This is a genomic window from Actinomadura sp. NPDC000600, assembly GCF_040492135.1.
Classification (GTDB): domain Bacteria; phylum Actinomycetota; class Actinomycetes; order Streptosporangiales; family Streptosporangiaceae; genus Spirillospora.
On sequence record NZ_JBEUPD010000013.1, the window covers coordinates 188,414 to 201,651 of the forward strand.

Here is a 13,238-nt window from a genome sequence, read left to right on the forward strand (position 1 = left end):
TGTTAGCTTCGCGGCGTGCCTACCGACAACACCAGCATCGCGGCGTTCATCGACGCCCTCCCGAAGGTCGAGCTCCACGTCCACCTCGTGGGCTCCGCCTCCGTCCCGACCGTCCTGGAGCTCGCCCGCCGCCACCCGGACGGGCCCGTCCCCGTCGACGAGCGCGAGCTGCGCGCCTTCTACGAGTTCCGCGACTTCCCGCACTTCGCCGAGGTGTACGAGTCGGTGTCCAGCCTGGTCCGGACGCCCGAGGACGTCGGCACCCTCGTGTCCGGCGTCGCCCGCGACCTCGCCGCGCAGAACGTCCGGTACGTCGAGCTGACCGTCACGCCCTACACCCACCAGCGGGCCGGCATGCCGATGCCCGCGGTGACCGAGGCGCTCGACCTCGCCGCCCGCGAGGCCCGCGACCGGCTCGGCATCCGCGTCGCCTACATCTTCGACATCCCGGGCGAGTTCGGCGCCGACGGCGCCCGCGGCACCCTCGACCACGCCCTGCGGCATCCGCCGGAGGCGCTCGTCGGGTTCGGGATCGGCGGCATCGAGCAGTGCCGCCCGCCGCACCGGGACGCGTTCCGCGACGCGTTCGCCGCGGCCCGCGCCGCCGGGCTGCGCAGCCTCCCGCACGCGGGGGAGATGACCGGCCCGGAGACGATCTGGGAGGCCCTGGAGGGCCTCGGCGCCGAGCGCATCGGCCACGGCACCAGCTGCCTGGACGACCCCCGCCTCGTCGCCCACCTGCGCGAGACGCAGCTGCCGCTGGAGGTGTGCCCGACCTCCAACGTCTGCACCGGCCAGGTCGCCGACCTCGCCGCGCACCCGCTGCCGCGGATGCTGGAGGAGGGGCTGTTCGTCACCCTGAACAGCGACGACCCGCCGATGTTCAACACGACCCTCACCGGCGAGTACCGCGTCGCCGCCGAGGCGTTCGGGCTCGGCCGCGCCGAACTGGCGTCCCTGGCCCGCAACGCCGTGGAGGCCTCGTCGCTGGACGGCGAGGGACGCAAGGCGGTCATCGCCGACATCGACGCGCTGGGCTGAGCCCGGCGGTTCAGCCCCAGGCCATGCGCCGCCACGGGCTGCCGGGGTCCTCGGCGAGGACGCGGTGGCCGGTGAGGGAGCGCTCGTACCACTCGCCGAACTCGCCCTCGTCGAACCGCAGCATCCGGCCGAGGACGTACCCGGCGGAGAACTCCCGCCACGACGCGTACACCTGGTGGGCGCGGTGCCCCGCCGTGAGGACGCACTTCTCGGCCTCCTCGGCGTCGCAGTACCCGGCGTTCAGGCCCCAGCGGGCCATGTTCACCGCGCGCCCGAAGTCGTAGCCGTAGACGCTCTCGACCCGGCCGTCCGGCGGGAGGAGGCCGTCCGCCCGGAACCGCGCCTCGTAGCGCAGGACCGTCCCGGACAGCTCCACGACCTCCCGGACGGTCGGCTCGGCGATGTCGCGCTCCCGGCACCAGGCGACGATCGCGTCCTCCCACGCCCTCCGGTCGGTGCCCCTCCCGCGCCGGTCGAGCACCATCTGGATCGCCGGGTCGCTGTTGCGGGCGTCGAGCAGCGCGTCCATCTGCTCGCGCCAGCCCTCGGTGTCGGTGATGCCCCAGTCGCGCTCCAGCAGCCCCCGGTCGTCGCGGGAGCTCCCGTCGTCGCCGGCGAGCGTGTTCCAGGCGACGCCGTTCCCGACGGCCAGGTGCGCGCCCACGGCGAGGGCCGCGGCGAGCCGTCCCCACGCGGCGCCGTCCGGGTCGGTGACGAGGATGTCGTGGTCGCGGTCGGGGCGCCGCTCGGCGTCCGCGAGCAGGCTCGCGACCTGCCCGTACGCCTCGCCGCCGGGCGGCATCTGCGCCAGCAGCTCGCGCAGCGGACGCAGCGCCCCGCGCGGCCCCGCGTCCTTCAGGATCAGCCGCGCGGCGTGGACGCCGGCCGCGCCGGCGCGCTTGGGGTCCTGCGACGCCCCGAACGCCGACATCGCCGCCCAGGCCCGCCGCGCCGCCTCGCCGGTCCGCCCCGCGGCGGCCAGGACGTGCGCCGCCTGCGCGTCCAGGCCCGCCCGGACCCCGGCGGGCAGCGACGCGGCCGCCCGGTCGAGGACGTCGAGGACGCGCTGGGCCTCGCCGGTCCGTCCCGCGGCCGCGAGCGCCCGCGCGTACCGGGCCCGCGCCGCCGCGGCGGACGCCCGGTCGCCGCGCGCCTCCATGGCCTCGGCGGCGCCGGCGTAGGCGGCCGCGGCCTCCTCGGCCCGCCCCTGCCGCTCGTACTTCCTGGCACGTTCGAGCGCCCCGGCATCGCCCTGAAACGTCATGATCCCTCCCGGCCACACCGTACCGGCCGCGAAGATCATGACACCCGCCTTCGCGGCACGACAGGATGGACCGGTGAGCACCCTCATCGACAAGATCGCCTGGATCCACCTCGAGGACGGCAGGATCCTCAGCACCCGATCGCGGGGCAAGGACGTCTACTACCTGCCCGGAGGCAAGCGCGAACCCGGCGAGAGCGACCTCGACACCCTGGTCAGGGAGATCGACGAGGAGCTCGCCGTCGCGATCGTCCCCGCCACCGCCGCGCACCTGGGCACCTTCCAGGCCCAGGCGCACGGCCACGCCGAAGGCGTCACCGTCCGGATGACCTGCTACACCGCCGACCACCAGGGCAGCCCGACGCCGTCCAGCGAGATCGCCGAGGTCGTCTGGCTGACCCACGCCGACCGCGCCCGGGTGTCCCCGGTCGACCAGATCATCTTCGACCACCTCCACGAGACCGGCCGCCTCCACTGACCCCGCCGGGGCGGGCCCCAGCCCGACCAATCGACCCCGACCGCCGTCAACGGCACGCCCAGCCCTCGGCCCGCTTGAGGGCCCGACCGATCCACGGCATCTTGTCGCGGCCGTAGTCGTCGACGTCGTGATCCGTCCGCCCGGCCAGCGCGCGTTTCAGCGACGCGTACTCCTCCCGGTGGCCCTCGTCGGCGCGGAGCCAGTCCCGGAGCAGCAGCATCTCCCGCCACAGCGGCGACGCGGCGGGATGGAAGTGGACGTTGGCCGGCCGGCACGGATCGGCGTCCACCGCGACCTGCTCGTCGTGGTGGGCCCCGTGCCGGTCGATGCCATAGAACGGGCCGACGACATGGACGAACCCTGCGTCGTGACTCGCCGCGGCACAGGCGACCGCGACATCCAGGTCATCCACCACGACCTGGAGGTCGATGATGTTCTTGGCCGGCAACCCGGCCACCGAGGTCGACCCGATGTGGTCGATCCGCCGGGCGCGGTCTCCCAGCACCGCGGCGAGCCGTCTCATGAGTCGGTCCGCCTGAGCAGGCCAGGACGGATCGGGGTCGACCACCACCGCCTTCTGGAGCCGGGGGGCGCGCCTGCGCCGGGCGAGATTGAGCGCGAACGGCGCGATCCGCCGGCGCCACAGGTCGTCGATCTCCTCCCGTCCACCGGCTCCCGGGACCCAGGCGTCCACTTTCGGGTCGTCGGCGCCGTCCACGCCGATCACCAGATGGCAGGAGGCCGCCTCGGTGGCGGAGGGCCGGGTCACCCTGACGGCGGCGGACTCGTCGGCCGCGAGTTCTTCCAGCCGCTCGAATACGTGCCGCACGGCGATGTCGTCGGGGCCGGTGACGGCTACCTTGAGCACGCCGCCTCCTTCGGGGCGTTTCGGCGGCGTGCCTTTTGCGGGCGTTGTCGTCGCGGGCTTCTCATTCGCCGGTGGAGCCGTCGATGGCCTCGCGGAGGAGGTCGGCGTGGCCGTTGTGGCGGGCGTACTCCTCGATCATGTGGAGGTAGGCCCAGCGCAGCGTCAGCGTGCCGTCCCTGCCCGGGAACTCCTCGTCCAGGGACCGGTCCCTCGTGGTCTGCCGGGCCAGCTCGACCTCCCGCGCGTAGACGGCGAAGTCCTCCTGCGCGCCGGCGGCGGTGCCGAGGTCGAAGTCGCCGTCGGGGTGCTCCTCCGAGCAGTACAGGTCCCCTAGCGTGTCCTGCTTGCCGAACCTGCGACGGAACCACCAGCGCTCGTTCTCCGCGAGGTGCCGAACGAGCCCGAGCAGGGTCAGGCCCGTGGTCGGCAGCGGCCTCGACGCGAGTTGCTCACCGGTCAGCCCGCCGCACTTGAGCATCAGGGTCGCACGGTGGAAGTCCAGGTACTCCTCCAGGGACGCGCGCTCGCCGCCGCTGGTGGGGAAGTCGCCGCGCTCCACGGCGGGTGCAGTCCAAGCCATGGGCGCAAATCCTCTCCCACGGGCGAGCCGGTGGTCCACGGAATATCGCCTCCGCGGCGCTCACGACCCGGGCGGGATCGCGGTGATCTCTACGCGGGTGTCGTGGAAGACGGGGCCGCCGCCGAGGTCGGTGTCGCGCTCGTCGACGACGGCGTTGGGGTTGGCGCCGCCGGAGAGCTTGGCCCAGTGGCCCTTGGCGGTCGCCGCCACGCCGGGGCGGACCTCGTCGGTGACCTTCAGGACGGCCTCGAAGGCGCCCCGGTCGTTGGCGACCGTGACGCGCTGGCCGTCGCCCAGGCCCCGCGCCCTCGCGTCGTCCTCGTGGAGGCGGACGGTGAGGCCGCCCGAGCGGCGCCTCAGCTCCGGGTTGTTGGCGAACTGGGTGTTGAGGAACTCGTGCGACGCCGCCGAGACCAGGGCGAGCGGGTACCTCTCGGCCCGCTCGGCGTCGGCGACCTCCGCGGGCGGGACGTATCCGGCGAGCCCGGCGGCGGGGGAGCGGAACTCGAACCGCCCCGACGGGGTGGGGAAGCCGTCGGCGTACGGCAGGAACGGGTCCGGGACCGACATGCGCACGAACCCCTCCTTGCGGAGCCGGTCCAGCGTGATCCGGGCCATCCACGGGTGGTCCGAGGCCAGCAGCTGCTCGGCGAGGCTCTCGTCGGAGTCGTAGAGGGCCGGCTCTTCCAGGCCCATCCGGCGCGCCAGCCGGCGGAAGGTCTCGGTCGTCGGCAGGCACTCGCCGGGCGGCGCCACCGCTGGCTCGTTCCACGTCAGGTACAGGTGCCCGTAGCCCTCGTGCAGGTCGGCGTGCTCGTGCTGGGCCGTCGCGGGCAGCACGATGTCGGCGTAGTCCGCGGTGTCGGTCGGGAACTGCTCCAGGACCACGGTGAACAGGTCGTCGCGGGCCAGACCCCTGCGCACCTTGTTCTGGTGCGGGGTGCTGCCGACGGGGTTCGCCGCGATGACGAACAGGGCCTTGACCGGCGGGTCCTGGACGTCCAGCAGGCCCTCGCCCAGCCGGCTCATCGACAGCGTCCGCACCGGGCCGGGGCGCAGGTCGTCCCGCCACAGCGCGGCCTTGTTCAGCTTCACGTGCCCGGACGTGGAGAACGCGACCCCGCCGCCGCGCCGCGCCCAGTCGCCGGTCACGGCCGGGATGGCGGAGATCAGCCGCAGGGCGGCCCCGCCGCCGGAGTGCCGCTGGAGGCCCTGCGTCGCCCGGATGGCGGTGGGGCGGGTGCGGGCGATCCGCTCGCCGAGCGCGACGATGCGGTCCGCCGGGACGCCGGTGATGCGCGCGGCCCGGTCCGGGGTGTACTCGGCGATCCGGGCGGCGAACTCGTCCCAGCCGAGCGTGCGGCGGGCCAGGAAGCCGACGTCCTGCCCGCCGAGGCCCACGATGACGTTGAGCAGGCCGAGCGCGAGCGCGCCGTCCGTGCCGGGCAGGGGCGCCAGGTGCTCGTCGGCCTGGCGCGCGGTCCGGGTCCGCACCGGATCGATCGCGACCAGGTGCGCGCCCGCCTTCCGCGCGTCCTGGACGAACTTCCACACGTGGTGGCCGCTCGTCAGGGGGTTCGTCCCCCACAGCAGGACCAGCCGGGCGTGCGCGAGGTCCTCGGGGTCCATGCCGCCGGGCGAGCCGACCGCCTCGGCCATCCCGGCGTTGCCCGCCGCCGAGCAGATGTTGGCGTCGTGGGCCGAGGCGCCGAGCGCGTTGAAGAACCGCCGGCCCGAATAGCCTTCGAGGCCCTGGAGGTAGCCGAGCGTCCCCGTCCCCCAGTAGGGCCAGACCGCCTCTCCGCCGTGCTCTCGGACGACGTCCTCCAGCCGCGCGGCGATCTCGTCGAGCGCCTCGTCCCAGCCGATGCGCTCGAACCGCCCCTCGCCCTTGGCGCCCACCCGGCGCAGCGGATGCAGGATGCGGTCCGGCTGTGCGGCGCGCTCCAGCCACCGGTTCACCTTCGCGCACAGGGCCCCGCGCGTGTACGGGTGGTCGGGGTTGCCGCGCAGCCGGACGGCGGTCCCGTCCCGCACGGTGACGACCCATGAGCACCCGTCGGGGCAGTCCAGCGGACAGGCTCCGAGCACGGTCGACTCCGATGGCATCGGACCTCCCCAAGCTGGACGAATTTCTCAAGTCTGCGCCACACCCCGCCGTGCCCAGGCACGACGGAGCGGCAGGGCTCATTCCTCTGCGAGGACGCCTTCTCCGACGAGGCCTCGCAGCCGGTCATTGGCGCGCTCAAGGGCGGTGAGCGCGGCCTCGCGCTCGTCCGCGCCCGCCTCTCCCATGGCCTCTTCGGCGAGCTCCGCCCATGCCCGTTCGATGCCGGGCACGAGTTCGTGCCCGGCCTCCGTGACCACGATCCGGACCTGGCGGCGATCGGCCGGGACCGCCTCGCGCCGGAACCATCCGCCGCCCTCCAGCCTGGCCAGGCTGCGGGTCGCGGTGGGCGGCTCGATGCCGAGGCTCGCCGCCAGCTCCGAGACCGTCATCCCCTCGGGTTCCTGCGCCAGGATCCACAGCAGCACGTCCTGCCCCGGGTGCAGTCCGAGCGCGGCGAGCTTGCGCGCCTTCGCCGCGCGGTACAGCTTGCTCATCTTGTTCAGCGCCCGGTTGACGCGCATCACCTCGCCGGCATCCACGCCTCCACCCTACTTGTGTATAGTCGGCTAATAGATAGTCGGCTAACTATTGGAGGGGCAATGGATCTCGGACTCGAGGGCCGCGTCGTCCTGGTCACGGGGGCGTCCGGCGCCATCGGCGGCGCGGTCGCGAGGGCGTTCGCGCGGGAAGGCGCCCTGGTGGCCGCGGGCTGGCACCGCGGCGAGGACAGCGCCCGCGCCCTCGTCGACTCGATCGTCCAGGAGGGCGGGAAGGGGGCGGCGGTCCGGATCGACCAGCGCGATCAGGAGGCGATCCGGTCGGCGGTGGACCAGGTCGAGCGGGAGCTCGGCGGCATCGCGGTCCTGATCGCCAACGCCGTCTCCTGGCCGACGTGGGCTCCGGAGACGTGGGACAGCCTGGCGGACGGCCTCACCGCGAACGCGGTCGGGCCGCTGGCGCTGGTCGACGCCGTCCTCCCCGGGATGAGGAGTGCCGGGTGGGGGCGGCTGGTGCTGGTCTCCTCCGACGTGGTCGACCAGCCGATGCCCGCCGGTGTGGCCTACCCCGCGGCCAAGGGCGCGCTCGAGACGGCCGCGAAGGTGCTCGCAGTCCGAGAGGCCCGGCACGGAATCCTCACCAACGTCGTCCGCCCCGGCTTCACCCTGACCGAGCGGGTGCTGACCACGGCCGGGCTCGGGCAGGAGGCCGTCGACTCCGAGGCCGCCAAGACGCCGACCCGCCGCATCTGCACCCCCGAGGACGTCGCCTCGGCGGCGGCCTATCTCGGCTCGGCCGCGAACGGGCACGTCAACGGCGAGGTCCTCTCCGTGGCGGGGGGCCGGAACCTGACCCGCTGACCGCTCGGCGCCCCCAGGTCCCCGTGTCGCGGCGGGGGAGCCGGGGTGGTTTCCTAAGGAGCGACGGAAACGAGCACGTAGGGGGAACGAGAGTGAAGAGCGTCGAGCCCGAGGTGTACCTCGTTGCGCGGCCCGAACTGGACTACGACGAGGTCGCGCGGTACCTGCGGGACGTGGGCGGGGAGAGCTGGCTGGAGCGGCTCGACCGCGGCGAGCTCGACGACGAGCTGAACGACCCGCAGAACCTGGCCGAGTTCGCGGGCCGGCTCTGCTACCGCTCCTGGGAACCGGGCCTCAACCCCAATGTCACCAAGATCCGCACCGACTCCGGCCAGTACCTGGAGAACATCCTGCGCAGCCTGCACGGCTCGGTGCTGGAGCACGTCAGCTTCAGCTTCGTCCTGCACAACGTGAGCCGGGTGCTGACCCACGAGCTCGTGCGGCACCGTCCCGGCGTGGCCATCTCGCAGGAGTCGCTGCGGTTCGTCCGGCTGCAGGACATCCCGTTCTGGTTCCCCGAGTGGGCCCGCGAGGACACCGAGCTGATGAAGCGCGCCACCGCCATGCTGGAGCAGATGGAGGAGTTCCAGGGCTGGATGGCCGCGCACTTCGGGCTGGACGACGAGGGCGTGCCGTTCAAGGAGAAGAAGCACAAGACCTCGTTCATGCGCCGCTTCGCCCCCGAGGGCGTCGGCACCGGCCTGGTCTGGACGGCCAACGTCCGGACCCTTCGCCACACGCTGGAGAACCGCACCGCGCCCGGCGCGGAGGAGGAGATCCGGCTGCTCTTCGGCAAGATCGGCGAGGTCATGCGCACGGAGGCGCCGGACCTGTTCGGCGACTACGTCGTCGAGGACGGCACCTGGGTGCCGCAGTGGCGCAAGGTCTGATCCCGCACATCCCGCACCGGCCGCCTCGGGTCTAGGCGCGCCCGGCCCGCCTGGGGGAGTATTGGACGCTATGTCTGACATCTCCATTCCGATGGGCGCCGGCGAGCTGCCGGGGTACCTCGCCGTCCCCGACGGCGAGGGGCCCTGGCCGGGCGTCGTGATCGTGTTCGAGGCGATGGGCGCGAACGCCGACATGCGCGCCCAGGCCGACCGGTTCGCCGCGAACGGCTACCTCGCCGTCCTGCCCGACCTCTACAACGGGGCCCCCTGGGTGCGCTGCGTCGCCAAGGCGATGCGCGACATGCGCGCCCAGCGCGGGCCGACCTACGACCACATCGAGGCCACCCGCGCGTGGCTCGCCGGCAGGGACGACTGCACCGGCGACGTCGGAGTGTGCGGGTTCTGCATGGGCGGCGGGTTCGCGCTGGTCGCGGCGGCCAAGTACGACTTCAAGGCCGCCGCGGCCAACTACGGGATCCTGCCGCGCCGGCCGGAGGAGTCGCTGCGGGGCGCGTGCCCGATCGTGGGCAGCTACGGGGCCGCCGACCCGACGCTGCGGGGCGCCGCCGGCCGGCTGGAGCGCGCCCTCACGGCCGCCGGCGTGCCGCACGACGTGAAGGAGTACCCGGGCACCGGGCACGGGTTCCTCACCGGGCTCACCCCGCCGCCCCCGCTCGGCCCGGTCGCGAAGATCGTCATGGGGTTCGGCAAGGGCCGCGAGAACGCCCCGGACGGCTGGGCGCGCATCCTCGCCTTCTTCGCCGAGCATCTCGCTAAAAAATCTACAACGTAAAGGCATTTGCCGTGGCGCCCTGTCCTCCCCGGGATCAGGGCCCCAGTACGGCCTGCGTCTGGGTCACCTGGGCGACGCGGCGCCCGGTCGCGTCGAGCAGGTCGGTCTGGACGACGATCGAGGTCCGGCCGGTGTGCAGCGGGCGCGAGACGCCCTGGACGCGCCCCTCCCTGACCCCGCGGAAGAAGTTGGTCTTGGACTCCAGCGTCGTCGTGGAGGCGCCGGGCGGGAGGTTCAGGAACGCGCACGCCGCGCCGAGCGTGTCGGCCAGCGCCATGAGGGCGCCGCCGTGCATGACGCCGCCCGCGGTGCAGCGGTCGGCGGCCCAGTCCAGATGGCCGGTGACCTCCTCGGGTCCGGCGGTGTCGATCTCCACGCCGAGCGCGCGGGCGAACGGCATGGCGTCGGTCAGCTGGTCGGGGGTGAGCCCGGTCGTCATGAAGCCTCCTCCGGCGGTGTCGGAACCCACCCTGGTGATCCGGCGGCACCGCGTCCATTACCCCGGACGTAATCGCGGGCCTGACCCGGGTGTCGGTAGCGTCGTGCCGTGACGACGATGACGACGGGGTTGAGCGACGTGCGGCCGATCGGGGACCAGCTCCGGGCGTGGCGGCAGCGGCGCAGGCTGAGCCAGCTGGAGCTGGCGTCGGAGGCGGACGTGTCGACGCGGCACCTGAGCTTCGTGGAGACGGGGCGCTCGGCGCCGAGCCGGGAGATGGTGCTGCGGCTCGCCGAGCACCTGGACGTGCCGCTGCGCGACCGGAACCTGCTGCTGGTGGCCGCCGGGTACGCGCCGGTGTTCGACGAGACGCCGATCGAGGAACCGAAGATGGACACGGTCCGCGCCGCGATCCGGCAGGTCCTGGAGGGCCACGAGCCCTACCCGGCGGTGGTGGTGGACCGGTTCTGGAACCTGATCGACGCGAACGGCGCGGCGGCGTTCTTCATGGAGGGCGCCCCGCCCGAGCTGCTGGAGCCGCCGCTGAACGTGCTGCGGCTCAGCATGCACCCGGACGGGATGGCCAAGAACATCCTGAACCTGGCGGAGTGGCGCGCCCACATGATCGACCGCGTCCGGCGCCATGTGGCCCTGACCGCGGACGCGTCGCTCGCCCAGCTGTACCGGGAGCTGCGGAGCTTCCCCGGCGACGTGGGGGAGGCGATGGCCCCGCCCGCGGACCACGAGGTCTTCGTCCCGCTGCGGATGCGGGTGGACGGCCGCGAGCTGTCGTTCTTCAGCACCATCGCGACCTTCGGGACGCCGGTCGACATCACCGTGGCCGAGCTGGCGATCGAGTCGTTCTACCCGGCGGACGCCAAGACGGCCGGGTTCCTGCGGGAGCGCGCCGGCCTGTGACGGGCGTCAGTCGCCGGCCGTGAGCAGGTCGTGGTGGACGCGCGTCAGCGGCACGCCCAGCCGCTGCAGGGCGGAGACCGCCCCGCGGACGAGCGGGGCGGGGCCGGCCACGTAGGCGTCGTGGCCGGCGGCGCCGTCCACGATCCGCGGCAGGACGTCCGGCACGCGGCCGGCGACCGCGCCGGGCGCGGGTTCGCGTGAGACCACCGGGACGACGCGGAGCCGGGCGTGGGCGGACTCCAGCAGCCGAAGCCCAGGGAGGTCGTAGAGGCCGTCCTCGGTGCGGGCCGCGACGACGAGCAGGACGTCGCGGTCCGGGGCGGAGGCGACGGCCTGCTCGGCCAGCGCCTTCACCGGGGCGAGGCCGGTGCCGCCGCCGATCAGCAGGAGCGGGCGGTCCGAGTCCGGGTCGAGGGTCATCGCGCCCTCCGGCGGGCCCAGCAGCACGCTGTCGCCCGGCCCGGTGTGCCGGACCAGCGCGCCGCTCACCCATCCGGCGGGAACGGCCCGGACGTGCAGGCTGACCGTCCCGTCCCGGCGGGGCGCGTTCGCGATCGAGTAGGGCCGCCAGACCCGGGGCCAGCGGGCCGACTGCACGCTCACGTGCTGCCCGGGCGCGAACGGCAGGGGGCGCTCGGGGCGCAGCGTGAGGACGGCGAGGTCGAAGGCGCGGCGGTCGTGCCGGACGACCTCGGCGACCCACCACGGCGGGGCGTCCGCGGCGTCCCGCTCCGCCGCGCCGGCCATGGCCTCGGCCGCGGAGCGGTAGGCGGTGCGCCAGGCGGTCTCGGCCTCGGCCGTCCAGACGTCGGCGGCGAAGGTGCGCAGCGTCGCGACCACGGCCTCCTCGACGTCCGGATAGTGCTCGCGCAGCACCCCGTACTTGCGGTGGCCGCGCCCGAGGCCCTCGAGGTGGCGGGCGAGTTCCTCCGGGTTGTCCTGGCTCCACGCGATCCGGCTGAGCGCGTGGAAGAACCGGTCGTGCTGGCCGCCCATCGCGGGCGGGAACAGGGACCGCAGTCGGGGCCGGGCCGCGAAAAGGCGGCCGTAGAAAAAGCTCATGGCGCCCGCCGGGTCGGCCTCGAGGCGTGCGAAGCATTCTTTGATCACGCGAGTTTCCGATGGCATTCGGCGGCACGCCTTCCCTTCGGGCTGTTTCCGGCGGCCGGACGGCGGGTGCGACGGTCGATCCGTGCGCGTTCGCTGCCCGACTCGGTGAGATTCTCTCACCAATCTCCGCAGGTGTTCAATGGATTGCTCGCGAAGAGCCTCGTGATCGCTACTGTCAGTAACGAAGGTTCAATTCTCCGTGACTCCCGGTAAGTGCCGCAGTCAACGCATACTGATCAGTATCGGATCTGTGTTCCGACGTTCAGGAGGAACCGGTCGGATGGGGAGGAAGAACCCCTATCCCGGGAGAAGATTTCAGAATTCTTCGTGTTTCCTGCTGCGCGCCGCCAATGGCCGCGCGGCGGCCCGCGGCGGCGCGGTGCGCCGATCTCGCCGCTTTCCACGGCGGACGTGCGTGCCGTGCGGCAAGCTGGCCGGGAGGAGGGCCCCGGGGCCGGGCGGCGCGAGGGGGCGGGTGACGCACGGTGACGTGCGGCCGACAGGCGGATCACCCATAGCGGCCGCCGCCCCCGCGGCCGGTGCTCAGCAGAGGGGGAGACACACATGTCGCAAGCCGCGTGCGGGGCCCCGCGCCCCGCGGCCGGTGAGGGCGCGCCGCCGCTCATCGGCATCACCGCCTACCAGGAGCCGGCCCGCTGGGGGAGCTGGGTGCGCGAGGCCGCGCTGCTGCCGGTGCCGTACGCGCGCTCGGTCGAACGGGCCGGCGGCGTCCCGGTCCTGCTGCCGCCGGCCGCGACCCTGCGCGGGCTGGGCACCCTGGTCTCCCGGCTGGACGGCGTCGTGCTGGCGGGCGGCGCCGATGTCGATCCCGAGCTGTACGGCGCCTTCCGGCACTACGAGACCGGGCCGCCGCAGCCGCAGCGCGACCGGTTCGAGCTGGCCCTCGCCCGCGCCGTCGTGGCCGCCGATCTGCCCTTCCTGGCCGTCTCCCGGGGCATGCAGGTGCTGAACGTCGTGCGCGGCGGCGCCCTCGTCCAGCACCTGCCGGAGGCGGTGGGCCACAAGGGGCACGCCCCGCAGGCCGGGCTGGTCGGCTCCCACCGGGTGCGGATCAGCGAGACGAGCCGGATCGGCGGCATCCTCGGCGGCTCGGCCGACGTGCCCACCTGCCACCACCAGGCGGTGAGCCGGCTCGGCAAGGGCCTGACCGCCGTCGCGTGGGCCGAGGACCAGGTCGTCGAGGCCGTGGAGCTCCAGGGGCACCGCTTCGGGCTCGCGGTCCAGTGGCACCCCGAGGAAGGAGACGACCGGCGGCTGTTCGAGGCCCTCGTCGCCGAGGCCGCGGGCCGCGGGCAGGCGCCCGCGGCGCCGCCGGCGCCGGTGCGGCAGGCGGCCGATGCCGGTGCCGCCGGCCGCTGAGGCCGGGGATTG

General features: G+C 73.8%; 14 protein-coding genes. 7 read left to right on the forward strand and 7 right to left on the reverse strand.

Translation table 11 applies throughout. The annotated features are described in order from the left end of the window. The first annotated feature begins 15 nt into the window (after nt 1-15). Nucleotides 16-1,041 carry an adenosine deaminase gene (gene add / locus ABWI07_RS20755; protein WP_200841789.1) on the forward strand — a complete coding sequence of 342 codons (1,026 nt, stop codon included), beginning with the start codon at nt 16-18 and terminating at the stop codon, nt 1,039-1,041. Between the two features lie 10 nt (nt 1,042-1,051). Here add and ABWI07_RS20760 read toward each other — a convergent pair whose 3' ends face one another. Further along, nucleotides 1,052-2,305 (reverse strand): DUF1266 domain-containing protein, encoded by a 1,254-nt coding sequence (locus ABWI07_RS20760; RefSeq protein ID WP_353819525.1) that lies wholly within the window; start codon nt 2,303-2,305, stop codon nt 1,052-1,054. A gap of 73 nt (nt 2,306-2,378) precedes the next feature. Between ABWI07_RS20760 and ABWI07_RS20765 the strand changes: the two genes are divergently transcribed. After that, nucleotides 2,379-2,780, forward strand: coding sequence for an NUDIX hydrolase (locus ABWI07_RS20765; protein WP_200841788.1), 402 nt, complete (start codon nt 2,379-2,381; stop codon nt 2,778-2,780). Between the two features lie 46 nt (nt 2,781-2,826). Here the strand turns inward: ABWI07_RS20765 and ABWI07_RS20770 are convergent, their stop codons facing one another. The 4 genes from ABWI07_RS20770 to ABWI07_RS20785 all read right to left on the reverse strand — a co-directional run bounded on the left by ABWI07_RS20770 (nt 2,827) and on the right by ABWI07_RS20785 (nt 6,877). Beyond that, on the reverse strand, nt 2,827-3,648 hold the full coding sequence (locus tag ABWI07_RS20770) for a GrpB family protein (RefSeq protein ID WP_353819526.1): 822 nt from the start codon (nt 3,646-3,648) through the stop codon (nt 2,827-2,829). Between the two features lie 61 nt (nt 3,649-3,709). Next, on the reverse strand, nt 3,710-4,228 hold the full coding sequence (locus tag ABWI07_RS20775; protein ID WP_353819527.1) for a DinB family protein: 519 nt from the start codon (nt 4,226-4,228) through the stop codon (nt 3,710-3,712). 60 nt (nt 4,229-4,288) lie between these two features. Then, the gene (locus ABWI07_RS20780) at nt 4,289-6,337 is read right to left on the reverse strand and encodes a molybdopterin-containing oxidoreductase family protein (RefSeq protein WP_353819528.1); all 2,049 of its coding nucleotides are present in this window, start codon (nt 6,335-6,337) and stop codon (nt 4,289-4,291) included. 78 nt (nt 6,338-6,415) lie between these two features. After that, nucleotides 6,416-6,877 carry a MarR family winged helix-turn-helix transcriptional regulator gene (locus tag ABWI07_RS20785; RefSeq protein ID WP_353819529.1) on the reverse strand — a complete coding sequence of 154 codons (462 nt, stop codon included), beginning with the start codon at nt 6,875-6,877 and terminating at the stop codon, nt 6,416-6,418. Between the two features lie 60 nt (nt 6,878-6,937). Between ABWI07_RS20785 and ABWI07_RS20790 the strand changes: the two genes are divergently transcribed. From ABWI07_RS20790 to ABWI07_RS20800, 3 genes are all read left to right on the forward strand, one after another. Continuing rightward, entirely contained in the window at nt 6,938-7,696 is a 759-nt protein-coding gene (locus tag ABWI07_RS20790; protein WP_353819530.1) for an SDR family NAD(P)-dependent oxidoreductase, read from the forward strand. Nucleotides 7,697-7,788: 92 nt separating this feature from the next. Continuing rightward, the gene (gene thyX, locus ABWI07_RS20795) at nt 7,789-8,586 is read left to right on the forward strand and encodes an FAD-dependent thymidylate synthase (protein ID WP_353819531.1); all 798 of its coding nucleotides are present in this window, start codon (nt 7,789-7,791) and stop codon (nt 8,584-8,586) included. Nucleotides 8,587-8,656: 70 nt separating this feature from the next. Then, nucleotides 8,657-9,379, forward strand: a complete 723-nt coding sequence (locus tag ABWI07_RS20800; RefSeq protein WP_235036695.1) for a dienelactone hydrolase family protein — start codon at nt 8,657-8,659, stop codon at nt 9,377-9,379. Between the two features lie 34 nt (nt 9,380-9,413). Here the strand turns inward: ABWI07_RS20800 and ABWI07_RS20805 are convergent, their stop codons facing one another. After that, nucleotides 9,414-9,818, reverse strand: a complete 405-nt coding sequence (locus ABWI07_RS20805; RefSeq protein WP_149258638.1) for a PaaI family thioesterase — start codon at nt 9,816-9,818, stop codon at nt 9,414-9,416. A 117-nt stretch (nt 9,819-9,935) separates the two neighbouring features. Between ABWI07_RS20805 and ABWI07_RS20810 the strand changes: the two genes are divergently transcribed. After that, nucleotides 9,936-10,736 carry a helix-turn-helix domain-containing protein gene (locus ABWI07_RS20810; protein ID WP_149258874.1) on the forward strand — a complete coding sequence of 267 codons (801 nt, stop codon included), beginning with the start codon at nt 9,936-9,938 and terminating at the stop codon, nt 10,734-10,736. A 6-nt stretch (nt 10,737-10,742) separates the two neighbouring features. On the opposite strand, the gene ABWI07_RS20815 is transcribed toward ABWI07_RS20810, so the two are convergent. Further along, nucleotides 10,743-11,798, reverse strand: coding sequence for a globin domain-containing protein (locus tag ABWI07_RS20815; RefSeq protein WP_353819532.1), 1,056 nt, complete (start codon nt 11,796-11,798; stop codon nt 10,743-10,745). A gap of 612 nt (nt 11,799-12,410) precedes the next feature. Between ABWI07_RS20815 and ABWI07_RS20820 the strand changes: the two genes are divergently transcribed. After that, the gene (locus ABWI07_RS20820; RefSeq protein ID WP_149258636.1) at nt 12,411-13,226 is read left to right on the forward strand and encodes a gamma-glutamyl-gamma-aminobutyrate hydrolase family protein; all 816 of its coding nucleotides are present in this window, start codon (nt 12,411-12,413) and stop codon (nt 13,224-13,226) included. Nucleotides 13,227-13,238 lie beyond the last annotated feature (12 nt).